This is a genomic window from Streptomyces flavidovirens DSM 40150 (assembly GCF_000429085.1).
Taxonomy (GTDB): domain Bacteria; phylum Actinomycetota; class Actinomycetes; order Streptomycetales; family Streptomycetaceae; genus Streptomyces; species Streptomyces flavidovirens.
The window spans coordinates 512,187-536,671 of sequence record NZ_AUBE01000002.1; the positions used below are offsets into that span (position 1 = coordinate 512,187).

At 70.0% G+C, this 24,485-nt stretch carries 25 protein-coding genes, 1 pseudogene and 1 riboswitch; of the genes and pseudogenes, 13 read left to right on the plus strand and 13 right to left on the minus strand.

The window, feature by feature from the left end:
* The 3 genes from G412_RS37095 to G412_RS0105085 form a co-directional block, all read right to left on the minus strand.
* Positions 1-1,116 carry a DUF6973 domain-containing protein gene (locus G412_RS37095; RefSeq protein WP_157839060.1) on the minus strand — a complete coding sequence of 372 codons (1,116 nt, stop codon included), beginning with the start codon at positions 1,114-1,116 and terminating at the stop codon, positions 1-3.
* Positions 1,113-1,436 carry a hypothetical protein gene (locus G412_RS0105080; RefSeq protein WP_028811104.1) on the minus strand — a complete coding sequence of 108 codons (324 nt, stop codon included), beginning with the start codon at positions 1,434-1,436 and terminating at the stop codon, positions 1,113-1,115. Before G412_RS0105080 ends, G412_RS37095 begins: the two co-directional genes overlap by 4 nt.
* A gap of 242 nt (positions 1,437-1,678) precedes the next feature.
* A complete protein-coding gene (locus G412_RS0105085) occupies positions 1,679-2,374 on the minus strand; it encodes a copper homeostasis protein CutC (protein WP_028811105.1) in 696 nt (231 codons plus the stop codon).
* Positions 2,375-2,575: 201 nt separating this feature from the next.
* On the opposite strand from G412_RS0105085, the gene G412_RS0105090 reads away from it, so the two are divergent.
* The 4 genes from G412_RS0105090 to G412_RS0105105 all read left to right on the plus strand — a co-directional run bounded on the left by G412_RS0105090 (position 2,576) and on the right by G412_RS0105105 (position 7,774).
* Positions 2,576-4,891 (plus strand): heavy metal translocating P-type ATPase, encoded by a 2,316-nt coding sequence (locus G412_RS0105090; protein ID WP_279626754.1) that lies wholly within the window; start codon positions 2,576-2,578, stop codon positions 4,889-4,891.
* 135 nt (positions 4,892-5,026) lie between these two features.
* Entirely contained in the window at positions 5,027-5,692 is a 666-nt protein-coding gene (locus G412_RS0105095) for an HD domain-containing protein (protein WP_051338154.1), read from the plus strand.
* A gap of 92 nt (positions 5,693-5,784) precedes the next feature.
* On the plus strand, positions 5,785-7,020 hold the full coding sequence (locus G412_RS0105100) for a Cmx/CmrA family chloramphenicol efflux MFS transporter (RefSeq protein ID WP_028811108.1): 1,236 nt from the start codon (positions 5,785-5,787) through the stop codon (positions 7,018-7,020).
* A 151-nt stretch (positions 7,021-7,171) separates the two neighbouring features.
* Complete coding sequence (locus G412_RS0105105; RefSeq protein WP_028811109.1) at positions 7,172-7,774, plus strand: Uma2 family endonuclease; 603 nt, start codon at positions 7,172-7,174, stop codon at positions 7,772-7,774.
* Between the two features lie 12 nt (positions 7,775-7,786).
* Here the strand turns inward: G412_RS0105105 and G412_RS0105110 are convergent, their stop codons facing one another.
* Entirely contained in the window at positions 7,787-8,056 is a 270-nt protein-coding gene (locus G412_RS0105110) for a DUF4031 domain-containing protein (protein ID WP_028811110.1), read from the minus strand.
* Complete coding sequence (locus G412_RS0105115) at positions 8,053-8,412, minus strand: hypothetical protein (protein WP_028811111.1); 360 nt, start codon at positions 8,410-8,412, stop codon at positions 8,053-8,055. The genes G412_RS0105110 and G412_RS0105115 overlap by 4 nt, the downstream gene beginning before the upstream one ends.
* An 88-nt stretch (positions 8,413-8,500) precedes the next feature.
* Between G412_RS0105115 and G412_RS0105120 the strand changes: the two genes are divergently transcribed.
* The 4 genes from G412_RS0105120 to G412_RS33410 all read left to right on the plus strand — a co-directional run bounded on the left by G412_RS0105120 (position 8,501) and on the right by G412_RS33410 (position 12,622).
* Positions 8,501-9,430 (plus strand): MurR/RpiR family transcriptional regulator, encoded by a 930-nt coding sequence (locus G412_RS0105120; RefSeq protein WP_028811112.1) that lies wholly within the window; start codon positions 8,501-8,503, stop codon positions 9,428-9,430.
* Between the two features lie 52 nt (positions 9,431-9,482).
* A complete protein-coding gene (murQ, locus tag G412_RS0105125) occupies positions 9,483-10,445 on the plus strand; it encodes an N-acetylmuramic acid 6-phosphate etherase (RefSeq protein ID WP_028811113.1) in 963 nt (320 codons plus the stop codon).
* Positions 10,446-10,454: 9 nt separating this feature from the next.
* Positions 10,455-11,963, plus strand: a complete 1,509-nt coding sequence (locus tag G412_RS0105130; protein WP_028811114.1) for a PTS transporter subunit EIIC — start codon at positions 10,455-10,457, stop codon at positions 11,961-11,963.
* Positions 11,964-12,286: 323 nt separating this feature from the next.
* Positions 12,287-12,622 (plus strand): helix-turn-helix domain-containing protein, encoded by a 336-nt coding sequence (locus G412_RS33410; RefSeq protein WP_037647643.1) that lies wholly within the window; start codon positions 12,287-12,289, stop codon positions 12,620-12,622.
* A gap of 67 nt (positions 12,623-12,689) precedes the next feature.
* On the opposite strand, the gene G412_RS0105140 is transcribed toward G412_RS33410, so the two are convergent.
* Both G412_RS0105140 and G412_RS0105145 read right to left on the minus strand, forming a co-directional pair.
* Positions 12,690-12,944 (minus strand): hypothetical protein, encoded by a 255-nt coding sequence (locus G412_RS0105140; protein ID WP_051338142.1) that lies wholly within the window; start codon positions 12,942-12,944, stop codon positions 12,690-12,692.
* Positions 12,887-13,102, minus strand: coding sequence for a hypothetical protein (locus tag G412_RS0105145; RefSeq protein WP_051338155.1), 216 nt, complete (start codon positions 13,100-13,102; stop codon positions 12,887-12,889). The genes G412_RS0105140 and G412_RS0105145 overlap by 58 nt, the downstream gene beginning before the upstream one ends.
* Positions 13,103-13,216: 114 nt before the next feature.
* Between G412_RS0105145 and G412_RS40430 the strand changes: the two are divergent.
* The 3 genes and pseudogenes from G412_RS40430 to G412_RS0105155 form a co-directional block, all read left to right on the plus strand.
* Positions 13,217-13,399 (plus strand): annotated as a pseudogene (locus G412_RS40430) (helix-turn-helix domain-containing protein); the annotation flags it as partial.
* Complete coding sequence (locus G412_RS40435; RefSeq protein WP_028811117.1) at positions 13,382-13,645, plus strand: DUF397 domain-containing protein; 264 nt, start codon at positions 13,382-13,384, stop codon at positions 13,643-13,645. The pseudogene G412_RS40430 and the gene G412_RS40435, both read left to right, overlap by 18 nt.
* 235 nt (positions 13,646-13,880) lie before the next feature.
* Positions 13,881-14,816 carry a hypothetical protein gene (locus tag G412_RS0105155; RefSeq protein ID WP_028811118.1) on the plus strand — a complete coding sequence of 312 codons (936 nt, stop codon included), beginning with the start codon at positions 13,881-13,883 and terminating at the stop codon, positions 14,814-14,816.
* Between the two features lie 71 nt (positions 14,817-14,887).
* Here the strand turns inward: G412_RS0105155 and G412_RS0105160 are convergent, their stop codons facing one another.
* From G412_RS0105160 to thrC, 5 genes are all read right to left on the minus strand, one after another.
* Entirely contained in the window at positions 14,888-16,066 is a 1,179-nt protein-coding gene (locus tag G412_RS0105160) for a S8 family peptidase (protein ID WP_028811119.1), read from the minus strand.
* A 214-nt stretch (positions 16,067-16,280) separates the two neighbouring features.
* Entirely contained in the window at positions 16,281-17,903 is a 1,623-nt protein-coding gene (gene groL / locus G412_RS0105165) for a chaperonin GroEL (protein WP_028811120.1), read from the minus strand.
* A gap of 316 nt (positions 17,904-18,219) precedes the next feature.
* Positions 18,220-18,423, minus strand: a complete 204-nt coding sequence (locus G412_RS0105170) for a cold-shock protein (protein ID WP_028811121.1) — start codon at positions 18,421-18,423, stop codon at positions 18,220-18,222.
* A gap of 439 nt (positions 18,424-18,862) precedes the next feature.
* Positions 18,863-19,138 (minus strand): MoaD/ThiS family protein, encoded by a 276-nt coding sequence (locus tag G412_RS0105175; protein WP_028811122.1) that lies wholly within the window; start codon positions 19,136-19,138, stop codon positions 18,863-18,865.
* A complete protein-coding gene (gene thrC, locus G412_RS0105180) occupies positions 19,135-20,433 on the minus strand; it encodes a threonine synthase (RefSeq protein ID WP_028811123.1) in 1,299 nt (432 codons plus the stop codon). Before thrC ends, G412_RS0105175 begins: the two co-directional genes overlap by 4 nt.
* Before the next feature lie 17 nt (positions 20,434-20,450).
* Positions 20,451-20,578: riboswitch (SAM riboswitch) on the minus strand.
* A gap of 178 nt (positions 20,579-20,756) precedes the next feature.
* Here thrC and G412_RS0105185 point away from each other — a divergent pair.
* Together G412_RS0105185 and G412_RS0105190 are read left to right on the plus strand one after the other, a co-directional pair.
* Positions 20,757-21,707 carry a glucosyl-3-phosphoglycerate synthase gene (locus G412_RS0105185; RefSeq protein ID WP_028811124.1) on the plus strand — a complete coding sequence of 317 codons (951 nt, stop codon included), beginning with the start codon at positions 20,757-20,759 and terminating at the stop codon, positions 21,705-21,707.
* 104 nt (positions 21,708-21,811) lie between these two features.
* Positions 21,812-23,206, plus strand: a complete 1,395-nt coding sequence (locus G412_RS0105190) for an alpha,alpha-trehalose-phosphate synthase (UDP-forming) (protein ID WP_028811125.1) — start codon at positions 21,812-21,814, stop codon at positions 23,204-23,206.
* Between the two features lie 23 nt (positions 23,207-23,229).
* On the opposite strand, the gene G412_RS0105195 is transcribed toward G412_RS0105190, so the two are convergent.
* Complete coding sequence (locus G412_RS0105195) at positions 23,230-24,441, minus strand: phospholipase D-like domain-containing protein (protein WP_037647655.1); 1,212 nt, start codon at positions 24,439-24,441, stop codon at positions 23,230-23,232.
* Positions 24,442-24,485 lie beyond the last annotated feature (44 nt).

The following is a 24,485-nucleotide window of genomic DNA, read 5'->3' on the forward strand; positions in this document are numbered from 1 at the left end:
CTAGCTCCCCGGGCCCGGGTCGCCCGGGTCCCTGCCCTCGTGAGCGCCGCCCTTCACCCCGTTGCTGTGCCCGTGCTCTCCGATCTCCACCTTGTCGCTGGCCACGAGGTTCCCGTCGCGGTCCATCACCACGGTGGTGCCTAGCTGCACCGCCGACTGAGTCTTCGCGGCCAACTGGGCCGGTGTGTCCGTCGGGTTGTTCATGGCGATGCGGCGCCCGACCTCGTTGTTGTAGAGGTCCATGGCCTCACGGTCCTTCGGGTTCCCCGGCAGGCGCTCGTGCGCGGTCCCGTACTGCTCGGTCCACTCGGGGCCGAATCGCTGGGTCATCAGCGCGTTCCAGTACGCATGCCTGAAGGCATCCATGTGACCGTCGTTGCGGTCCTCGGGGAAGCGCGCCTGGCACTCCTCCCAGGCGCGCTCCTTGATGTCCTTGAAGTCGCTCTTCTCGACGACACTCAGGTCGCTGAGCAGATTCTCCTCGCCCTGGGTGATCCGCTCACCAAAATAGTCCGTCACTCCACGGGGGTCGTCGGTGACTTGGTACTCGCGGAGGATCTCCTTGGGGCTCTTCCGCCGCCCCATGTGCACGACGTCGTTGAACGCGTCACGGCGCGTGCCACCGTCGTCCTTGAGGTCCCAGGCGATCCGTTCGTCGGCCTTGTCGCCCATCCGCAGCGCGTCCTGGATCTGGGTGTGCGCCTCTGCCAGGTTGTCCCGGACGGGGCCGCTGCGGTGGTCGGGGTCGTGGATCAACGCCGGCGGCAAGTCGAGGCTTCCGTCCGGGGCGACCTCCGCGCCGTTCTCGCGGGCCTTCTTCAGGCCCGCGCGCAGGTGCTGCTGTGCGGTGCGGATGTCGGCCACGGCCATCTCAAGGGCCAGCCGAATGGCGTCGGCCTCTTGCTGTGCGAACTCCAACTGAGTGAGTTCCTCCACCCAGTTGCTGCGGGCTGCCTCGTACGCGGGGCCCGACCAGCCGCTCTTCTCGAGAACGTCCTTGACCTCGGTCCGATAGCGATAGGCCAGACCCTTGAGCTTCCTGACCTGTTCCTCCCAGGCCTCCGCCGCCTTGAGCACCAGGCCGGCGTCGGCCCCGTCCAATTGGGCGACCGTCATCCCCACGGGCTGTCACCACCCTGCATGCCGGACGTGTTGACCACTTCCGCCGCCCGGTAGTTCTGGCTGTTGTACTGCAGGTTCCCGCCGGTGCGCCCGATCCTCTCGGCGAGTGCATTGTTCTGGTCGTCCCACAGCCGCGCGGTGCTCTTCAACTGGTCCTCGCTCAGCCAGCCGTCCACTCCCCCGGCCGCTCGACGTGTCGCGGTGCAGGTCGGCTCCGCCGCGGACAGCAGTGCCTGCCGGATGTCCAGCGCATCACCGCCGGCCTTCTTGATCGCGTCGGGATCGGCGGCGTAACCCCGCTCACCGTCACGCAACTCAGCCCTACAGTTCCCCCTCAAGATCTGTGTGCCCTTCATCCTCACAGTAAGAGGTGGACGCATGAGGCATCTTGAGGGGTTCCGGGCGATTGTCCGTGGAACTGTCGAGATCGACGGGCGGCTGACCACACTGCCCGTCGGCAGAGCACCGCTGTGCAGGATGGCGGCTCACGCCCCCGCACCGCACCCCCGGCCCCCGCGCTCCGCACCCCGGATCCCGCACCCGGTGCCCACACCCCCTACCCGTCCAGCACCGCCCGCCACTCCCGTACCGCGTCCGCGGACACCGGTCCCGACCACCCGCCCGGTCGCGCCGCGCTGCCGATGTGGAACGCGTTGATACCGGCGGCCCGGAGGGCGGGGAGGTGGTCGAGGCGCAGGCCGCCGCCGACCAGGAGCTGCGGCAGATAGCCCGGTGCGCCCCGCCGCCCCGCAGCCGCCTCCGCCAGCAGCACCGGCATCCCCGCGTCGACGCCCTCCGCCGCACCGGCGGTCAGGTACGTGTCCAGGCCGGGCAGCTCCGCGAGCCGCTTGCGCAACGCGTCACGGTCCGCCGCCCGGTCGATCGCCCGGTGGAACGTCCACCGGCAGCCCTCGATCTCCGCCACCACCCGCTCGACCGCGACCAGGTCGGGATTCCCGTCCGCGTCGAGGAAGCCGAGTACGAACTCGTCGGCCCCCTCCGCGAGCATCCCGCGCGCCGCGAGCACCAGCTCGTCGACGTCCCCGGCGAGGAACCCGTCCGCCAGCCTCAGCATCACGCGCAGCGGAATGTCCACGGCCGCACGGATCCGTGCGAAGGTCTCGCGGGACGGGGTCAGGCCGTCCGCCGCCATGTCGGTGACCAGCTCAAGGCGGTCCGCCCCTCCGGACTGGGCGGCGATCGCGTCCTCCGCGTCGAGGGCGATCACCTCCAGGACTGCACGGTTGTTCATGGGACCCCATTCCTCGGAAAAGCGGCGACTACAGGTCTAGTCCAATATCCACCCTAGAGCCCCCACCCCGCCAGCGCATCAGAAGCTTGCGCGGGGCGGTGGCGGGGGGTATACATGGACCCCACACCAGATACCCCCCTGGGGTATCTGTGTTGAGTATCGGATCTGGTTCCCAGGCAGCCCACCACCCGAGGGGTAGAAGTGACCACGACGCCCATAACCTCCACCGGAGCCGACGCCGAAGTCGAAACCGGAGCCGAAGTCGAACTCGCCATCGGCGGCATGACCTGCGCCTCGTGCGCCGCCCGCATCGAGAAGAAGCTGAACCGGATGGACGGCGTCGAGGCGACCGTCAACTACGCCACCGAAAAGGCCAAGGTCACCTACCGGGGCGAGGACGTCTCCGTACAAGACCTGATCGCGACGGTTGAGGCCACCGGCTACACGGCGAAGGAGCCGCCCCCGGTACGAGCGGCCCCGGTACGAGCGGCCCCGGAGCCCGGCGCCGAGGAGACCCCGGCGGCGGACTACGACGAGCTGCGGCCGCTTCGCCAGCGGCTGGTCACCGCCACAGTCCTCGCGGTGCCGGTCATCGCGATGGCGATGGTCCCCGCCCTGCAGATCGAGTTCTGGCAGTGGCTGTCGCTGACACTGACCGCCCCGGTCGTCACGTACGCCGCCTGGCCCTTCCACCGCGCCGCGTGGACCAACGCCAAGCACGGCGCGGCGACGATGGACACGCTGATCTCGGTCGGTACGTCCGCGGCGTTCCTGTGGTCGGTGTGGGCGCTGTTCTTCGGTACCGCCGGTACGCCCGGTATGACGCACGCCTTCGAGCTGACGATCTCGCACAGCGACGGCGCGGGGAACATCTACCTGGAGGTGGCGGCCGGCGTCACCGCGTTCATCCTGGCCGGGCGCTATTTCGAGGCCCGCTCCAAGCGCAAGGCGGGCGCCGCCCTGAAGGCGCTGCTTGAGCTGGGCGCCAAGAGCGTCACCGTACTGCGCGACGGCGGGCGCGAGGAGACCGTTCCCACCGCCGAACTGGCCGTCGGCGACCGTTTCCTGGTCCGCCCGGGCGAGAAGATCGCCACCGACGGCACCGTCGTCGAAGGCACCTCGGCGGTCGACGCCGCCATGCTCACCGGGGAGTCGGTCCCCGTCGAGGTGGTGCCCGGCGACACCGTCACCGGCGCGACCCTCAACGCCGGCGGGCGCCTGGTCGTCGAGGCCACGCGGGTGGGCGCCGACACCCAGCTCGCCCGCATGGCCAAGCTCGTGGAGGACGCCCAGAACGGCAAGGCGGCGGCCCAGCGGCTCGCCGACAAGATCTCCGCCGTCTTCGTCCCCGTCGTCATCGCCCTCGCACTCGGCACGCTCGGCTTCTGGCTCGGCAACGGCTCCGGCCTGACCGCCGCGTTCACGGCCGCCGTAGCCGTACTGATCATCGCCTGCCCCTGCGCGCTGGGACTGGCCACCCCGACCGCCCTCATGGTCGGCACCGGCCGCGGCGCCCAGCTCGGCATCCTGATCAAGGGCCCTGAAGTACTGGAGACCACCCGCAAGGTCGACACGATCGTCCTCGACAAGACCGGCACCGTCACCACCGGCAGGATGACCCTCCTCGCCGTCCACACCACCCCCACCACCACCGAGACCGAGGTACTGCGCCTGGCGGGCGCCCTGGAGCACGCCTCCGAGCACCCGATCGCCCGGGCCGTGGCGGCGGGAGCCGCCGAGCGGACCGGCGGCTCCCTGCCCGTCCCCGAGGACTTCGCGAACGTACCCGGCCTCGGCGTTCAGGGCGTCGTCGAGGGCCACGCGGTCCTGGTCGGGCGCGGCAGGCTGCTCGCCGAGTGGGCGATGACCCTGCCCGTCGAACTCGACCGCGCCCGGACCGCCGCCGAGGCGGCGGGCCGTACCGCGATCGCAGTGGCCTGGGACGGCGAGGCCCGCGCGGTCCTGGAGGTCGCCGACGCGGTCAAGGACACCAGCCCGCAAGCCATCCGCCGGCTGCGCGCCCTCGGCCTCACCCCGATCCTGCTGACCGGCGACAACCAGGCCGTCGCCGAAACGGTCGCCCGCGAAGTGGGCATCGACGAGGTCATCGCGGAGGTCATGCCGCAGGACAAGGTCGCCGTCATCAAGAGGCTCCAGGCCGAGGGGCGCAGCGTGGCCATGGTCGGTGACGGCGTCAACGACGCCGCCGCGCTCGCCCAGGCCGACCTCGGCCTCGCCATGGGAACCGGCACCGACGCCGCCATCGAAGCCGGCGACCTCACCCTCGTACGGGGCGACCTCCTCGCCGCGGCCGACGCCATCCGCCTCTCCCGCAAGACGCTCGGCACCATCAAGTCCAACCTCTTCTGGGCCTTCGCGTACAACGTCGCCGCCCTCCCCCTGGCCGCGGCCGGCCTCCTCAACCCGATGATGGCCGGAGCCGCCATGGCCTTCTCGTCCGTCTTCGTCGTCGGCAACTCCCTGCGCCTGCGCGGCTTCAAGGCCGCGACCGACTGAGGGGACACAGTGGCCGGTTACTTACCTCCACGGGTCGCACAGCCGCAGGCCCGGCCACAGGCACGGACCGCAGGAGCCGGGCAGCATGTCCAGCGGCAGAATGAACGGATGAACGGCATGAAGGGCATGAACGGCATGAACGCCACAGACGCCGCCCCGCGCCACCCCGCGCACGACGACCTGATCCGCCGCTGGCTGGACACCGTCCCCGCCGGTACGGAGCTTTCGGCCGACCCTCGCCCGTACGCCGAGAATCTCCTCGCCCGCTGGGCCGAACCGCAGCGGCGCTACCACTCCACGGACCACCTGGTCGCGGTCCTCGGCCACCTCGACACCCTCGCCGGCCACGCCGACGACCCGGCCGCCGTCCGCCTCGCCGCCTGGTTCCACGACGCGGTCTACCGCCCCGACCGCTCCGAGAACGAGGAGCGCAGCGCCGTCCTCGCCGAGCGCGCGCTGTCCGAGCTGGAGCTCGACGGCGCCCGTACGGCCGAGGTGGCCCGACTGGTCCGCCTCACCGCCACCCACGACCCCGGTCCGGGCGACACCAACGGCGAGGCCCTCTGCGACGCGGACCTGGCGATCCTGGCCGCGCCCCCGGCGCAGTACGCCGCCTACGCGGCAGCGGTCCGCGAGGAGTACGGCTTCGTCCCGGACGACGCGTTCCGCCAGGGCCGGGCAGCGGTCCTGCGCCAGCTCCTGGAGCTGCCCACGCTGTTCCGTACGCCGCACGGGCAGGCCGAGTGGGAGGCGCGGGCGCGGCAGAACCTGGCGACGGAGCTGGACCTGCTCACCATCTGAGACAGATGGGGCCGGCGAGGCCCGCAGGAATGCCGACAGCCTCAGCGGTGTTCTGACCAGTCATGCCTGCTTCTGCCGACCGCCGCACCCGCATGCCCCTTGCCGTCTACATACTCGGCCTGGCGGTGTTCGCCCTCGGGACGAGCGAGTTCATGCTCTCCGGACTGCTGCCGCCGATCGCCGACGACATGGACGTCTCGATCCCGCAGGCCGGGCTCCTGATCTCGGCCTTCGCCATCGGCATGGTGATCGGCGCCCCCCTGCTGGCCGTCGCCACGCTGCGCCTTCCGCGCCGTACGACACTGATCACCCTGATCACGGTGTTCGGCCTCGGGCAGGTCGCCGGCGCGCTGGCCCCGACGTACGAGCTGCTCTTCGCCTCGCGCGTCGTGAGCGCCTTCGCGTGCGCCGGGTTCTGGGCGGTGGGGGCGGCGGTCGCCATCGCTATGGTGCCGGTGAACGCGCGTGCGCGGGCGATGGCCGTCATGATCGGCGGGTTGAGCATCGCGAACGTACTGGGCGTGCCCGCCGGGGCGTTCCTCGGCGAGCACTTCGGCTGGCGGTCGGCGTTCTGGGCCGTGGGCGCGGCCTCGGCGATCGCGCTGGTGGGGGTCGTGACGCTGATCCCCCGTATCCCCCTCCCCGAGGAGAAGCCGCAGCTCAAGCGGGAGCTGGCGATCTACCGCGACGGCCAGGTCTGGTTCGCGATCACGATCACGGCGCTCGCGGCGGGCGGCATCTTCTGCGCGTTCAGCTACCTCGCGCCACTGCTCACGGATGTGGCGGGCCTCGGCTCAGGCTCAGTGCCGACCGTCCTGGCGCTGTTCGGGATCGGCGCGCTGGTGGGTACGACCGTGGGCGGGCGGGTCGCGGACGCGCACCTCTTCGGCGTACTGATGAGCGGCATCGCGGCATCGACGGTCTTTCTCGCGGTACTGGCCCTCTTCGCCTCCAGCGCGGTGGTGGCGAGTGTGCTGGCGTTCCTCCTCGGCTTCTCGGGCTTCTACACGGCCCCCGCCCTGAACGCCCGGATGTTCAACGTCGCGGGCGCGGCCCCCACTCTGGCGGGCGCGACGACGACGGCCGCGTTCAACCTGGGCAATACCGGTGGCCCCTGGCTCGGCGGCACGGTCATCGACGCGGGTTTCGGCTTCCCGTCGACGGCGTGGGCGGGCGCGGCGATGCTGCTGCTGGCACTGGTCGCGGTGGCGTTCTCACTCCGCCTCCAGCGCTCACGCTCCCGCGTGGTGGCATCGGCCACGTCGTCGCCGAAAGCTGTGCGTACGGAAGCTGTGGGTACGGAAGCTGTGCGTACGGAACGGGTCTGAGCGCCGCGTCCCGCTCCGCCTCGACGAGGTTGGTGCGCCGCTCACTCGATGGTGGGATGCGGTTGAAGGCGGCTGAGCGCCGCACAACTGTCGATCTACGCTCGCCGTCAGGCCGCTGGAGACCGTCAGGCCGCTGGAGAAGGGAGTCGCGATGACCGCCGCAATGGTCGAGAACGGCCGGACGCCTCGCCGTCGGCCGTGGGACTACCTGCTGCAGGCCTGGCGCGAGCTGGACGTGCCCGAGGGCTGGCGCGCCGAGATCGACGCAGGACGGATCATCCTGGTGCCACCGCCGCACGCGCACCACAACGGCATCGCCGCCGCAGTGCAGCGCACGCTCTACCGCGACCTGCCGGAGAGGCTGGGTGTCTATCAGACCCTCGGTATCCACATCGCCCCGCTCGACAAGCTCTACGTACCGAACCTTGTCGTCATGCCGACCGAGCTGATCGCGGCCATGGACGCCGACACCAGCGATCCGGTGGACGCGTCCGAGGCGTTGCTCATCGTCGAGATCACGTCCAAGGGCAACGCCAAGGACGACCGGACCAAGAAGCTCTGGGCATACGCACACGCGCCGGTGCCGGCGTACTTGCTGATCGACCGGTTCGACGAGCACGGACCGACGACCACGCTCTTCACCGAGCCGCAGAACGGCGCGTACAAGCTCAGCGAGCGAATCCCCTTCGGCGAGCAGGTCCGCCTGCCCGAGCCCTTCGGCGGAATTCTGAACACTGCGGAATTCCCGGTCTGACCGGCAAAAACGCTACTGAACCGGCCGCCCCTTCGGGCGCCGTAGCCCCGCCGCGGTGAGCCGCCGTACCAGCTCCTTCGAGCCCACCTCCACCGCCCCCGCGGCCACCGCGTCCGCGTACCGCGTGTCCGGCACGTCGTAGTGGTCCCGTTCGAAGGCCCTCGGCGGGCAGCCGATCGACGCCGCGAAAGCGTGCAGTTCCTCGAACGAGACGTCGCTCACCAGGTGCGACCACATCCGGCCGTGCCCCGGCCAGGTCGGCGGGTCGATGTACACCGTCACCGCAGGCTGCCGACCGGCGCCACGATCACGGCCGCCTTCGCGCACACCCAGTGCGGGTCGGGCCCCAGCTCAGGTGCCACCTCCAGCGCGTGCGGTTCCACGTCCGTGCACACCGGGCAGATCGGCCAGCGGCCGTACCGCTCAAGCAGCGCGTCCTGTACGTCCTGGGCGATCAGGCCCGTGACGTACTCCGCGCCCTCGGGCCACTGCTCCACCCACCAGCGGCGTTGCACGACGGCGTCCTCGACCAGCGACACGACGTCCGCCCGCGCCACGTCGCGGGCCGCCAGGTCGGCCATGACCAGGGCGCGAGCGGCGTGCAACGCCTGTTCCGTGGGAGAAGGAATGGGGTCCATGCAGCCATTGTCGCGCGCTCGCGCGGGCACGCAGGCAAGGCAAAGGAGGGGGTTGACGGCCCGTCGTCCCCGAAAATATCTTTCACTGGTGACCAATGAAGTGAAGGAAATTTTCACCGGCAGGGCCGCCCCGCCCGCGCCCGCCGCTCTGGCAGCCAAGGTACGGACCCTCGCGCCATCCATGACCCGCTCCATGCAGCGCGTCGCGGAGGCCGTGGCCGCCGACCCGGCCGGCTGCGCCGCCCTCACGGTCACCGGCCTCGCGGAGCTCACCGGCACCAGCGAGGCCACCGTCGTCCGTACCGCCCGCCTCCTCGGCTACCCCGGTTACCGCGACCTGCGCCTCGCTCTCGCCGGGCTCGCCGCACAGCAGCAGTCGGGCCGGGCGCCCGCCGTGACCGCCGACATCGCGGTCGACGACCCGATCGCCGACGTGGTGACGAAGCTGGCGTACGACGAACAGCAGACCCTCGCCGACACCGCCGCCGGCCTGGACACCGTCCAGCTCGGCGCGGCCGTCGCCGCCCTCGCCGCGGCCCGCCGCATCGACATCTACGGCGTCGGCGCCTCCTCCCTGGTCGGCATGGACCTCGCCCAGAAGCTCCTGCGCATCGGCCTCATCGCGCACGCGCACACCGACCCCCACCTCGCCGTCACCAACGCCGTGCAGCTGCGCTCCGGTGACGTGGCGATAGCCATCACGCACTCGGGATCGACCGGCGACGCCATAGAGCCGCTGCGCGTCGCCTTCGACCGGGGGGCGACGACGGTCGCGATCACGGGCCGCCCGGACGGGCCCGTATCGCAGTACGCCGACCACATCCTGACCACGTCGACGGCCCGCGAGAGCGAACTGCGCCCGGCGGCCATGTCCAGCCGTACGAGCCAACTCCTCGTCATCGACTGCCTGTTCATAGGCGTGGCCCAGCGTACGTACGAGACGGCCGCCCCCGCCCTCGCCGCCTCCTACGAGGCACTCGCGCACCGCCACACGCCCCGCAGCAACAGCAGCCGTTAGGGACCGAACCGCAGCCACGCAGCCGGTACGACGAGAAAGAGCCGCACTCCTCATGACCTCCCCCAGCGCGAACGCGCCCAGCGACACGTACGGCGAACTGCGCGCCCAGCTCGCCACCCTCACCACCGAGGCCTTCCGCCCCGAGCTCGCCGAGATCGACCACATGCCGACGGCCGAGATCGCCCGCATCATGAACGGCGAGGACCGCACCGTCCCCGAGGCCGTCGCCGCCCGGCTCCCCCAGATCGCCGCCGCCATCGACGCCACCGCCGAGCGGATGGCCCGTGGCGGCCGGCTGATCTACGCGGGCGCCGGAACGGCGGGACGGCTCGGCGTGCTGGACGCCAGCGAGTGCCCGCCGACCTTCAACACCGACCCCGCCCGGGTCGTCGGCCTGATCGCGGGCGGACCTTCCGCGATGGTCAAGGCGGTGGAAGGCGCGGAGGACTCCAAAGAGCTGGCGGCCGCCGACCTGGACGCACTCGGCCTGACCGGCAACGACACCGTCGTGGGCATCTCGGCCTCCGGCCGCACCCCGTACGCGATCGGCGCCGTCGAGCACGCCCGCGGCCGCGGAGCCCTCACCATCGGCCTGTCCTGCAACGCGGACAGCGCGCTCGGGGCAACCGCCGAACACGGCCTCGAAGTCGTCGTCGGCCCGGAACTCCTCACCGGCTCCACCCGCCTCAAGGCCGGCACGGCCCAGAAGCTCGTCCTCAACATGATCTCGACCATCACGATGATCCGGCTCGGCAAGACGTACGGAAACCTGATGGTCGACGTCCGCGCCTCCAACGAGAAGCTGCGCGCCCGCTCCCGCCGCATCGTCGCACTGGCGACGGGCGCGCAGGACAAGGAGATCGAGGACGCGCTCGCCGCCACGGACGGAGAGGTGAAGAACGCCATCCTGGTGCTCCTCGGGGATGTCGACGGACCCACCGCGGCCGCCCTGCTCGACGAAGCGCGGGGCCATTTGCGCGTGGCGCTACGGGCTGCCGCCGCCCGTACCCCCTGAACTGACACCATGACAGAGAACAAGAACCGCGCCACCGCCGCCGCGATCCTTCCACTCGTCGGAGGCGCGGGGAACATCACCTCGATCGCCCACTGCATGACCCGCCTCCGCCTGGGCCTGCGCGACCGCACCCTCGTGCAGGACGACAAGCTGGCGGCGCTGCCCGCCGTCATGGGTGTGGTCGAGGATGCCAGTACGTACCAGATCGTCCTCGGCCCCGGCACGGCCGCCCGCGTCACCCCGGAGTTCGAGGCCCTGGTGGAGACGGACCGGACAGCCTCCCCCACACCCACACCGGCCCCCATCCCGCTCACCGCCGACGAACTCGCCGCGCAGGGCGCCGCCCTCAAGGCCCAGCAGAAGGCCAGGAACGCCACCCCCGTCAAGCTCCTCCTCCGCAAGATCGCGAACATCTTCGTCCCGCTGATCCCCGCCCTCATCGGCTGCGGCATCATCGCCGGCTTCAACGGCCTGATGGTCAACCTCGGCTGGCTCCCCGCCGTCACCCCCGCCCTCGCCGCGATCGCGACCGGTTTCATGGCCCTGATCGCGGTCTTCGTAGGCCTGAACACCTCAAAGGAATTCGGCGGTACGCCGATCCTGGGCGGCGCGGTCGCCGCGATCATCGTCTTTCCGGGCGTGGCAAAGATTGACGCCTTCGGCCAGCCGCTGTCGCCCGGCCAGGGCGGCGTGCTGGGCGCACTCGGCGCGGCGGTCCTGGCGGTGTACGTCGAGAGGTGGTGCCGAAGCTGGATCCCGCAGTCCCTGGACGTCCTGGTCACCCCGACGCTCACCGTGCTGATCTCCGGCCTCGTCACCGTCTTCGGCCTGATGTTCGTGGCCGGTGAGATCTCCACCGCCATCGGCGACTTCGCCGACTGGCTTCTGTCCACCGGCGGCGCGGCGGCCGGATTCGTCCTCGGTGGCCTGTTCCTCCCCCTCGTCATGCTCGGCCTGCACCAGGCCCTCATCCCGATCCACACCACCCTCATCGAGCAGCAGGGCTTCACGGTCCTCCTCCCGATCCTCGCCATGGCAGGCGCGGGCCAGGTCGGCGCGGCCGCCGCGGTCTACCTCCGCCTCCCCCTCAACACCTCGGTCCGACGCACCATCAAGTCCGCGCTCCCGGCCGGTTTCCTGGGTGTGGGCGAGCCCCTGATCTACGGCGTCTCCCTCCCCCTCGGCCGCCCGTTCATCACCGCGTGCGTCGGTGGCGCCTTCGGCGGCGGCCTGGTCGGCCTGTTCAACCAGCTCGGCGGCTCGGTCGGCTCCACGGCCATCGGCCCGTCCGGCTGGGCCCTGTTCCCCCTCCTCTCCGGCAACGAGACCATGACCGTGATGATCGCCGTGTACGCCGCCGGCCTGGTCACCGGTTACGTCGCAGGCTTCCTGGTCACGTATTTCTTCGGCTTCAGCAAGCAGCTCCTGGCGGACTTCAACGTGGATCCGTCCGAGCCGGCGCCGACCCGGCCGGTCACGGACACCCCGGCAGAGGAACCGGTCTCGGCAAGGGTCTGACCCACGACGCAGAACCGCTTGCATCGAGTTGGAGCCCGAGATGCGTGATTGGCTGGAGCTTCTCTCCGACAGGCAGTACCGCAAAGTGGAGGAGTACGACCAGTTGCTGGCCACACTGGGGACTCGTACCCCCATGCCCTTCGCCCGGCCGCTGAAGGACGGGGTGTATGAACTTCGCCCGTCGTGTTTCTCACGGTCTTCCGCAAGACGCGGATGCGCGAGGCTGCCCAGGTCACCCGGGCGGTCATTGCGAGGGCGGTATGCGCCGGGGAGCACGGTCCAGCCCACACGACGTACAGTCGCGGCGAGGAAGGGAGCGCCTCATGAACCACAGCCGCTGGAAGCTGGCCCGCGAGCGGACATTGACCGAGGGATACGCCGAGTCCCCGGAAACCGCCGCCGAGCGTGCGGAGATCCGGCTCGCGATGGCCTTCGCCAAGGCCGTCTACGACCGTCGCAAAGAGCTGGGTCTGTCCCAGGCCGAGGTCGCCGCGCGCGCGGGGCTCACCCAAGCGAAGATCTCCCGCGTCGAGGGCGCTGACGCCGTCCCCACCCTCACCCTGCTGCGCCGGCTGGCCCACGCGCTGAACGCCTCCCTGAATATCGCCCTGGACGATGACCACGAAGAGGTCGCGTTCGTCGCCCGCCCAGCGGCCTGACTGCCCCCTGCACGTCAGTCCGCGGCCGCAGGCTGCGCTCCCACCCGCCACCGACAACGGCCGCGCGTCACGGCAGCCGCCCTTGCGCGTTGATCTCGCGCACTCTCGCTCTCAGCACCTCCCCGAGTGTGACCGGCCGCACGTGCTCCGGTGGACAGTCCCACTCCTTGCCCCCACCGGGCGGCCGTAGCTGTACGTAAGGGCCCACCCGCCCCATGACCCGGCCCATGCGCCCGTCCCGCACGTCGATGGCGTACTCCCCCGTCACGGCTTCAGCCCCTGGAGTACGGCGGCGAGCCGCAGCGCCGTATCGAGGTTGCATCGCCCCAGGTCAACCAGCGGATACGGCGCCTCGCCCGCCAGCGACACCAGGTCCACCCGCAGCGACGGCAGCGTCACCGCCACGTCCCCGAGCCCCTCCCGCAACTGGGCCACCACCTCTTCCGCAGCCCGCAGCCGCTCCGACGATCGCACCACCATGTCCAGCACCTCCACACGCTGAGTGTTCGCTTTACTTACACAGCGTGGCCGAAGACGCACTAACCTGACAGCGAAAACGGCCCAACAACCCCGTATGTACGACAGGGAGTTGCCATGCCCGGACCAAAGGACCTCGATCCCTCGCCCTCCCCACGCGCCCTGCTCGGCGCGGAACTGCGCCACGCGCGCGAAAAAGCCGGCCTCACGCAGGAGGAACTCGGGCAGCCACTCTTCGTGAGCGGCTCCTTCATCGGCCAACTGGAGGCGGGCACCCGGCGGATGATGCCGGAGTACGCGGCGACCTGGCACAAGTCCAGCTACAGCGGCGGCGACGGCGGCAACTGCCTGGAGGTCGCAACCTGGCGCAAGTCCACGTACAGCGACGGCAGCGGCGGCAACTGCCTCGAAGTGGCCGACGGCCACCCCGGCATCGTCCCCGTCCGAGACTCAAAAGACCTACTCCGCCCGGCGCTCGTGTTCCGGGTCGGGGCCTGGTCCGCGTTCGTCGCCGGGGTGAAGAACGGGCAGGTCACAGCGGCCTGATCCGGCCCGAGGCTCAAGCCTCGGAGTCCGAGCCCTTTTCAGTGGATTGGGTGGGTGAGAACTACCCAACCACCCGTCCAACTCCCGCCCACATCATGGCGGATGACTTTCCGTGCTCGGCTTGCCACAGTACGTCGCGACGGTCTAGCGTGCCCGAATAACGAACAGAACAGCCCCCGCCGGTGCGGACAACACCAGCGAGGGCTTAACCAACAAGATCGGAATCAGCGATCCCATGGCTGCGAGCCAGCTTAATGCCGCCCCCTCCGCGCCCGCACATCCCCTCGCCAATCCGGGTTACGGAAAGCGCAGCGCGCCCGAACAACTGCCCCGTCGCGAAAGTGATTTCGGCCACCTGCCCCGCCGCGAGGCGTCCATCGCGGCGTACATCGACCGGCTGCCCGACGGCTCGGACATCTCCGTGAAGATGCTGGCCAAGGTCCTGCCGGACTACGGCCAGTGCGCCGTACGCACGTCCCTTCGCCGCCTCTCGGAAGCCGGCCACCTGCGCCTCGGCCGGGAGACGGTCACCGACGAGGCGACCGGCAGCCGACGCTGGGTGACCCGCACGTTCTTCTCCCGTACGGCCAGGGACGACGCCTGGTGGGCCGCCTTCCAGGGGCAGGGCCAGGGCAGCAGCGGCAGCAGCAGCAGCAGCAGCAACAGGACCGCCCCCGCCCGGCAGCCGGGCCGGCCGCAGCCCCAGCAGCGTTCCCGCGCGTACGAGATCCTCGCCTCCGTCGGCCGTACCAAGCCCCAGATGTCCCTCTCGGCGGACGACTGCGTGACCCTTGAGTCCCTCGCCACCGACTGGCTGACGCGCGGCGCCACCGACGCCGAGCTGCGGCACGCGCTGACCGCCGGACTGCCCGCCGAGGTCCACCGTCCCGCCGCCATCGCCCGGACCCGGCTGGCGAAACTCCCACCCGAACGCGCACCGCACCCCGCCGACCTGGGCATCCAGGGCCCCGCCCGCACCCTCCGCATCCTGGAGTGCACCGAATGCCGGGCGCCCGCCCGGCCCGAGGCGCTGTCCGGCGGGCTGTGCCGGGTCTGCCGCGACGAGCCGCCGCTCCCGCCCCGCGACGGCCTCCCCGAGGCCGACGTCCGCGCTCACGCGGCCAAGATCCGAGCCGCGGCGACCCGCCGGTCAGAAACGGATCAGGCATGACCTGGAGGACGCCTGCCCTCCGCGTCCCGAGCCGGGGGCGGAGGGCAGAGCTTCACCGGAGTGGGGGTGGGTCAGATGCCGCCGGTGAACAGGAGCTTGTTGGGCGTGCCCGGGGTGACGCCCGACAGTACGTCCTTGGTGGAGGTGGTATCGAGCCACTCGGCGATGTCCGCCGGCGTGGCCGCCGGGTGGGTGGTGTTGTAGAGCAGGGCGGTCCCGGCCACGTGCGGAGTGGCCATGGAGGTGCCGTTCAGGGCGACGCTGCCGCCGCCGAGCCTGGCCGAGACGATGGCGGTGCCGGGCGCGAAGATGTCCACGCACCGGCCGTAGTTGGAGAAGGATGCCTGCGCGTCGGAGTTGGTGGACGCGGCGACCGTGACCACGCGTTGTGCGGACGCCGGGGAGACCCCGCACGCGTTCTGCGCCTCGTTGCCCGCCGCGACGACCGGCAGCACACCGCTGTCCGAGAGGGCGGTCGCGGCGGCGTTCACCAGTGCGGACCTCTCCCCACCGAGTGATCCGTTGAGTACGGCCGGCGTGGCGGAGGCGAGCGCGGCGTGCGACGCCGCCCATTCGAGACCGGCGATCACCGTGGCGTTGCTGCCCGCGCCCTCACAGTTGAGGACCCGGACGCTGAAGAGGTCGGCCTGGCGCGCCACTCCGTACGTCCGGCCGCCGACGGTGCCCGCGACATGGGTGCCGTGCCCATGGCAGTCCCGCCCGAAGCGGCCTTCGGCCGGGAAGGCGTCGAAGCCGAACCGGGCGCGCCCCGCGTACTCCGAGTGGCTGTAGTCGATACCGGTGTCGAGGATGTACGCGACACCTCCGGCGCCGGTCGCGTTGGTGCTGAACTGGCCGTCGAGGGGCAGGTTGCGCTGGTCGATGCGGTCCAGGCCCCAGGACGCGGCGGGCGCGGACGCGGTGACCTTGGCGTCCTGCTCCACGGCCGCCACGTTCGGGTCCGCCCGGACCGTGACCAGTTGGGCGTCCGTGAGCTTGGCCGCGAAGCCGTTCATCACCTTCTTGAAGCTGAACAGGGGGGTGACACCCACCTGGCGCACGGCTTTGGAGACGTCCGCCGCCGGTTTCATGGCCACGAGGTACTGGCCGGGAACGGGTTTGTCGGAGAGGCGCAACGGCGCGGGAGTGGAGCGCTCCGCCGGGGCGGACGGCGCTGCTGAGGCGGTCAACGGGCCTACGGTCGCCAGGACAGCCGTAACGGTGGCCGCGAGGGCGATCCTGATCCTCATGGGTTGTGGCATGGTCACGATGGCACCATGCAGAAACGATCACGCGCAATCACTCGCTGGCGTGGTTTGAATACGGTAAGTAATTGCACCGGAGCGGGTGAACGCCAACGCCCGAGGGCGGCACCCCCGCAATGGGAGTGCCGCCCTCGGTCGCGTACAGCGGTACAGCCGTACAGCAAGCAGTACAGCGATGGAGCTACTGATCCCGGTGGGATCAGAAGTCCATGTCACCGCCCGGCATGCCGCCACCGGCAGGCGCGGACGCCTTCTCCGGCTTGTCGGCGATGACGGCCTCGGTGGTGAGGAACAACGCGGCGATGGACGCGGCGTTCTGCAGGGCGGAACGCGTGACCTTCGCCGGGTCGATGATGCCCTCGGCGATCATGTCGACGTACTCGCCGGTCGCGGCGTTCAGACCGTGGCCGACGGCCAGGTTGCGCACCTTCTCGACGACGACGCCACCCTCAAGACCACCGTTGACGGCGATCTGCTTGAGCGGGGCCTCCAGCGCGAGCTTCACGGCGTTGGCGCCGGTCGCCTCGTCGCCCGTGAGCTCGAGCTTCTCGAAGACGGCCGTGGCCTGGAGCAGAGCCACGCCACCACCGGCGACGATGCCCTCCTCGACGGCGGCCTTGGCGTTGCGCACCGCGTCCTCGATGCGGTGCTTGCGCTCCTTGAGCTCGACCTCGGTGGCGGCACCGGCCTTGATGACGGCCACGCCGCCGGCCAGCTTCGCCAGGCGCTCCTGGAGCTTCTCGCGGTCGTAGTCCGAGTCGGAGTTCTCGATCTCGGCACGGATCTGGTTGACGCGACCCTGAACCTGGTCGCTGTCACCGGCGCCGTCGACGATCGTCGTCTCGTCCTTGGTGATGACGACCTTGCGGGCACGGCCGAGCAGGTCGAGACCGGCGTTCTCCAGCTTGAGGCCGACCTCCTCGGAGATGACGGTGCCACCGGTGAGGATGGCGATGTCGCCGAGCATGGCCTTGCGGCGGTCACCGAAGCCCGGAGCCTTGACGGCGACGGACTTGAAGGTGCCACGGATCTTGTTGACGACGAGCGTGGACAGCGCCTCGCCCTCGACGTCCTCCGCGATGATCAGCAGCGGCTTGCCCGACTGCATGACCTTCTCCAGCAGCGGAAGGAGGTCCTTCACGTTGGAGATCTTGGAGTTGACGATCAGGATGTACGGGTCGTCGAGCGACGCCTCCATACGCTCCATGTCGGTGGCGAAGTACGCCGAGATGTAGCCCTTGTCGAAGCGCATGCCCTCGGTGAGCTCAAGCTCCAGACCGAAGGTCTGCGACTCCTCGACGGTGATGACGCCTTCCTTGCCGACCTTGTCCATCGCCTCGGCGATGAGCTCGCCGATCTGGGTGTCGGCGGCGGAGATGGAGGCGGTCGAAGCGATCTGCTCCTTGGTCTCCACGTCCTTGGCCTGCTCAAGCAGAGCGGCGGAGACGGCCTCGACGGCCTTCTCGATGCCACGCTTGAGGGCCATCGGGTTGGCACCGGCGGCGACGTTGCGCAGGCCCTCGCGGACCAGAGCCTGGGCGAGGACAGTCGCGGTCGTCGTGCCGTCACCGGCTACGTCGTCGGTCTTCTTCGCGACTTCCTTGACCAGCTCGGCGCCGATCTTCTCGTACGGGTCCTCGAGCTCGATCTCCTTGGCGATGGAAACACCATCGTTGGTGATCGTGGGGGCGCCCCACTTCTTCTCGAGGACGACGTTACGGCCCTTGGGGCCGAGGGTGACCTTGACGGCGTCGGCGAGCTGGTTCATCCCGCGCTCGAGACCGCGCCGTGCCTCCTCGTCGAACGCGATGATCTTGGCCATGTGAAGTGGTCCTCCCGGACTGGGGTGGATTCTCCGGACCGAGTGGCGCCCGCGACGGACGGCCAGCCTGCCTGGTGGTTTTCCTTGTCCCACCAGGCCTGCGGGCCTCACCGGCCCGGTCCTTCTGTCACTCTCACTGGGAGAGTGCTAACAGTGCTAACGCCAATGATTAGCACTCGACCCCTCCGAGTGCAAGCGCCTCCCTCAGATGTGGACAGACGACCGACAGGGGGCGCGGCACGCACGAAGGGCCCGTACCCGGTGCGGGGTACAGGCCCTTCGTGTGTGAGTGCGTCGGTGGCCGGTCGCGCCGAGATCAGACGGCGAGCTTGACCATGTCCGCCTGCGGACCCTTCTGGCCCTGCGAGATCTCGAAATCGACTCGCTGACCTTCTTCAAGGGTGCGGTACCCGTCCATCTGGATCGCGCTGTAGTGGACGAAAACATCCGCACCACCGTCGACCGCGATGAAGCCGTACCCCTTCTCCGCGTTGAACCACTTGACGGTGCCCTGAGCCATGCCTAACTCCCCTATTACTGGCCCTTGCACAGGACCGCACTTCGCGGGTCCTGGGTCAGACTCCTCCACCCTCCGACAGGAGAGGGCGTGCGCCGGAACGCGTCGACCGCGGCTGAATGTATCTGCCCAACTGCCCTCTGCAACAGGTCATTCCGACGAGAAATCTGGGCATGGATGAACACGCGAATGTGAAGAATTCTCAGGTTTCCCGGGCAAGTCGGGCCGGACAAGGCACGCATTGGCGGCAATTGGGTCCGGCACTTTGGCTGCTTCTTGTCGCACGGGGTCGCATTCTCATATGCGCCGGGCACAGGCAGCGGAGGGGGGCTTCCCCAACTGTACCGCGCTCAACCATGCAGAATTGCCCCCTCCGCTTTCATGGCGGAGGGGGCAATTGAAGCAATGCTCAGCGGAGTCGGTCCGGCACTGTGCCGAACGGTCAGCCTCCGGCGACGGCGGGGATGATCGAGACGCCGGCGCCGTCCGGCGTGGCCGTCTCCAGGCCCTGCTCGAAGCGCACGTCATCGTCGTTCACGTACACGTTCACGAAGCGGCGCAGCTTGCCCTGGTCGTCCAGGACACGGGCCGCGATGCCCGCGTGGTTCTTCTCCAGATCGGCGATGACCTCAGCGAGGGTCGCGCCCTCGGCCGCGACCTCGGCCTTGCCGTCCGTGTACGTACGAAGAATGGTGGGGATGCGGACGTTGACGCTCATGCGAGGCCAGCCTCTCGGAAAGAGTCCAGGTTGGGGCGGATGACGGCGGACTGGCCCGTGGTCGGGGCCACCGCCTCAAGGGTCTTCAGGCCGTCGCCCGTGTTGAGCACGACGGTGGTCAGGGCCGGGTCGAGCAGTCCGGCCTCGATGAGCTTCTTCGTCACGCCGACGGTCACGCCGCCCGCGGTCTCCGCGAAGATGCCCTCCGTCTCGGCCAGCAGCTTGATCGACTCCACGACCTGCTCGTCGTTGACGTCCTCGACCGCGCCACCCGTGCGGCGGGCGATGTCCAGGACGTACGGACCGTCGGCCGGGTTGCCGATCGCGAGCGACTTGGCGATCGTGTTCGGCTTCTGCGGCCGTACGACGTCGTGCCCGGCCTTGAAGGCCGTCGAAACCGGGGAGCAGCCCTCGGCCTGAGCGCCGAAGATCTTGTACGGCTTGTCCTCGACCAGACCCAGCGCGATGAGCTCCTTCAGACCCTTGTCGATCTTCGTGAGCTGCGAGCCCGAGGCGATCGGGATGACGAGCTGGTCCGGAATCTCCCAGCCGAGCTGCTCGCAGATCTCGTACGCCAGGGTCTTGGAGCCCTCGCCGTAGTACGGGCGCAGGTTGACGTTGACGAATCCCCAGCCCTCGCCCAGCGGGTCGCCGATGAGCTCCGAGCAGAAGCGGTTGACGTCGTCGTAGTTGCCCTCGATGCCGACGAGCTCGCCGCCGTAGACCGAGGCCATGACGACCTTGCCCTGCTCCAGGTCGTGCGGGATGAACACGCACGAGCGGAAACCGGCCCGCGCGGCGGCGGCGCCGACCGCGCCGGCGAGGTTGCCGGTGGAGGAGCAGGAGAGCGTCGTGAAGCCGAACGCGCGGGCCGCCTCGACGGCGATGGCGACGACACGGTCCTTGAAGGAGTGCGTCGGGTTGCCGGAGTCGTCCTTGACGTACAGGGCACCGGTGACACCCAGCTCGCGGGCCAGGTTGTCGGCCTTGACGAGCTTGGTGAAGCCCGGATTCAGGCTCGGCTTGGTGGCCACGTCGGCGGGCACGGGCAGCAGGGGCGCGTACCGCCAGATGTTGTCCGGTCCGGCCTCGATCTGCTTGCGCAGGCCCTCGGCGTCACCGAGGGGCAGCTCGTAAGCGACCTCAAGAGGGCCGAAACAGGAAGAACACGCGAAGATCGGGCCGAGTTCGAAGCGTTCTCCGCACTCGCGGCAGGAAAGCGCGGTGGCGGGGCCCAGGTCTACGGGCAGGGAATGCGTGGTGTTTGCATCGGCTTCAACAGACTGCACAGCCATGGTGGCGAGGCCCTTTCTCCTCATCTTCCCCACGGCGCGTTTCGCCGTGAGACGGAATTGGCACCGTCCCCACCGTTACCTCGCGGTCGGCGGAATGGTTGCCGGGACTTCAACGGGCCGTTCCCTCTGTCCCTCTGGATGAGCGCTATGGCGCCGGGTCTGGGCCCGGCGCGTTTGTTCCGCGGCACCCCCCGAGATGCGAGGGTCGTCCGCGTTGTTCAAGACTGTAACCGAACCCCCGGACGGTTGAGACAGTCGTCCGCACCGCGAGATGGATCACATGACGAGCCGTGCGACGGCTCGCCGGACGAGGGAGAAGGCCCGTGCTGGAAGAGGTGGAGCGCTGGCTGGACCTGCGGTCCTGGTCCACGGCCGACCGGCCGCTGGACCGGCTGGTCGCGGCCAAGGCCCGGCGCGGCCTCACCGTCAGCGTGGTGCTGCCCGCCCTCGACGAGGAGGAGACGGTCGGCGACATCGTCGCGGCGATACGCCACGAGCTGATGGAGGCGGTGCCCCTGGTCGACGAGCTCGTCGTCGTCGACTCCGGCTCGAAGGACCGTACGGCTCAGATGGCGACCGCCGCCGGGGCGCGGGTCGTGCACCGGGACGCCGTACTGACGCGCATACCGGCCCTGCCCGGCAAGGGCGAGGTGCTGTGGCGGTCACTCATCGTCACGCATGGTGACATTGTGTGCTTCATCGACTCGGACCTGAAGGACTTCTCCGCCTCGTTCGTCTCGGGCATCGTCGGCCCGCTGCTGACCGAACCCGACGTGCATTTCGTGAAGGCGATGTACGACCGCCCCCTCGGCGAAGCCACAGGTCAGGGCGGCCGGGTGACCGAACTGGTGGCACGCCCCCTGCTCAATCTGCACTGGCCGCAGCTGGCCGGGTTCGTCCAGCCGCTGGGCGGCGAGTACGCCGTACGCCGCTCGCTCCTTGAGCGGCTGCCCTTCCCCGTCGGTTACGGAGTGGAACTGGGCCTGCTCGTCGACTCGCTCCACACGGTGGGCCTCGACGCACTGGCCCAGGTCGACGTCGGCGTACGCAAACACCGCCACCAGGACGGCCAGGCGCTCGGGCGGATGGCGGCCACCATCTACCGGACGGCTCACCTGCGGCTTTCGCGCGGCCCGCTGGTGCGGCCGGCGCTGACGCAGTTCGAGCGGGGCGAGGACGGGATCGGGTTCGTGCCGCGGACGCACGCGGTGGACACGGAGGAGCGGCCGCCGATGCGCGAGATCGTCGAGTACGCGGCGCGGCGGGCCGCGTGAGCGCCGCTGTGCTTTGTGTGAACCGCTGTGACCGGTGTGGCCGCTGTGGCCGGTGTGAGCCGTACGCACGTTTGAGGGCTTCCCGGACGGGCTAGGTTCGCCACATGGTCTCCGAGCGCGCTGCACAGGTTCTCGTCGCTTCCAATCGCGGCCCGGTTTCGTACACGCTCCGTGAGGACGGCACGCTCGCCGCGAAGCGCGGCGGGGGCGGTCTCGTCTCGGGCCTTTCGGCGATCGGGCAGGACGCCGACTCGCTGTGGGTGTGCGCGGCGCTGGGCGACGGCGACCGGGAGGCGGTACGGCGCGGAACGGGCACGGCGGGCGTACGGATGCTCGACATCGACGCCGGTGTGCACGCGGACGCGTACAACGGCATCGCGAACTCCGTGCTGTGGTTCGTCCACCACATGCTCTACCAGACGCCTCTGACCCCGGTCTTCGACACGGAGTTCCGGCGGCAGTGGGCGGCGTACGAGACGTACAACCGCGCCTTCGCCGACGCGCTGGCGGCCGAGGCGGCGCCGGGTGCGGCGGTGCTGGTGCAGGACTACCACCTGTGCCTGGTGCCCGGCATGCTGCGCGAGCTGCGCCCGGACCTGCGCATCGGCCACTTCACGCACACCCCGTGGGCGCCGGTCGACTACTTCCGTCTGCTGCCCGACGACATCGCGCGGCAACTGCTGCGCGGTCTGCTGGGCGCGGACCGGGTGGCGTTCCTGACGCGGCGCTGGGCGGACGCTTTCGCGGCGTGCGCGGTGGATGTGCTGGGCGCGGACGCCCTGGAGGGCACGGCGGTCGGGGTGCACGGGCTGGGCGCCGACGCGGAATTCCTGCGGGAGCGGGCGCACCAGGAAGACGTGAACGAGTGGCTGGTCAGACTGCGTGAGCGGGTGGGGGCCGGGCGCCGGACGGTGGTCCGGGTGGACCGTACGGAGCTCTCCAAGAACATCGTCCGCGGCCTGCTCGCCTACCGGCAGCTACTGGCGGACCGGCCTGAGTGGCGCGGGCGGGTGGTGCACATCGCTTTCGCGTATCCGTCGCGGCAGGACCTGGCGGTGTACCGGGAGTACACGGCGGCCGTGCGGCGGCTCGCCGACGAGATCAACGCGGAGTACGGGACGGACGACTGGCAGCCGGTGCTGATGGAGCTGGACGACGACTTCGGGCGGTCGCTGGCGGCGTACCGGATGGCTGACGTGGCGCTGGTCAACCCGATCAGGGACGGCATGAACCTCGTGGCGAAGGAGGTGCCGGTCGTCTCCGACGCGGGGTGCGCGCTGGTGCTTTCGCGGGAGGCGGGGGCGTACGAGGAGCTGGGCGAGGACGCGATCGTGGTCAATCCGTACGACGTCATGGCGACGGCGGACGCGCTGCACGCGGCGCTGGTGATGGAGCCGGGTGAGCGGGCGGAGCGTTCGAAGCGGCTGGCGGCGGCGGCTACGGCGCTGCCGCCGGCGGCGTGGTTCCTGGCGCAGCTCTCGGCGCTGACGTCGGAGTAGGGGGCCGGGGGGCTGCTCCGGTTTCAGAGGAAGCGGCGGATGGGGGCGACGGCCGCCTCCCGTATCCGCTGCGTCGCGGAGCGGCGTTTCCAGCGGCCTTTCTCGATCCGTTCGCTGACCTGAAGGTCCTCGTCGAAGTGCCCGTCCATGGTGGCGGTGAAGTCTTCGTCCAGGACGGCGAGCATGATCTCTTCGTCGTGGTCGAGTGAGCGGCGGTTGAAGTTGGTCGAGCCGATCAGGGCGGCGACCCGGTCGACGGTGATGACCTTGGCGTGCATCATCGTCGGCTGGTACTGGAAGATGCGCACCCCGCACGCAAGAAGGTCCTCGTAGAAGTTCTGGCCGGCCAGACGGCAGACCCGCTTGTCGGTGTGGGGGCCGGGCAGCAGGATGTCCACCTCGACGCCGCGCCGGGCCGCCGCGCACAGCAGATCGACGAAGTAGGCGTCGGGGGCGAAGTAGGCGGTGGCCAGGCGGAAACGTTCCTCTGCGGATTCGAGCATGACCCGCATGAGGGTCTGCATGTCGTGCCAGCCGAAGCTGGCCGAACCGCGGACGACCTGCACCACGGCGTCGCCCTGCGGTGTGTGGCCGGTGAAGCGGTCGCGCGCGTCGAAGAGGGTGTCGTGGCACTCGGCCCAGTTCTGCGCGAAGGCGGCGGCGATGCCGTCCACGGCGGGGCCGCGTACCTGGACGTGGGTGTCGCGCCACTCGTTCTCGTTGCGGGCGTTGCCGCACCACTCCTCGGCTATGCCGACCCCGCCGGTGTAGGCCACCGATTCGTCGACGACCAGCACCTTGCGGTGGCAGCGGTGGTTCTGCTTGAGCGGGGAGAGGTACAGAGGCTTGCGGAACCACGTCACCTCGGCCCCGGCCCGGTCCATCAGATCGAGCAGGTCCTGTTCGATGAGCCGGCTGCCGAAGCCGTCCAGCAGCAGCCGCACGCGCACCCCGTTGCGTGCCCGGTCCGCCAGCGCCTTCGCGAACTCGCGGGCTATCTCCCCGCGCCAGTACACGAACGTCATCATGTCCACGGTGTGCTCGGCGCTGCGGATGCTCCGCAGCATGGCCGCGAAGATCTCGTCCCCGTTGCGCAGCGGAACCAGGGCGTTGCCTTCCGTGGCTGCGATGCCGATCAGCCGCTCCAGGCGGCGCCGCATCCGCTGCTTGCGCTCCGGCAGAGACGGCGCAGTGCCCTGTTCGGACAGCGGCGACTCGCTGCGTGTGCTGGTCATGGCTCCACCTGGCCGGTCGGGGAAGGCCGCCCCGCGCGTCCGGC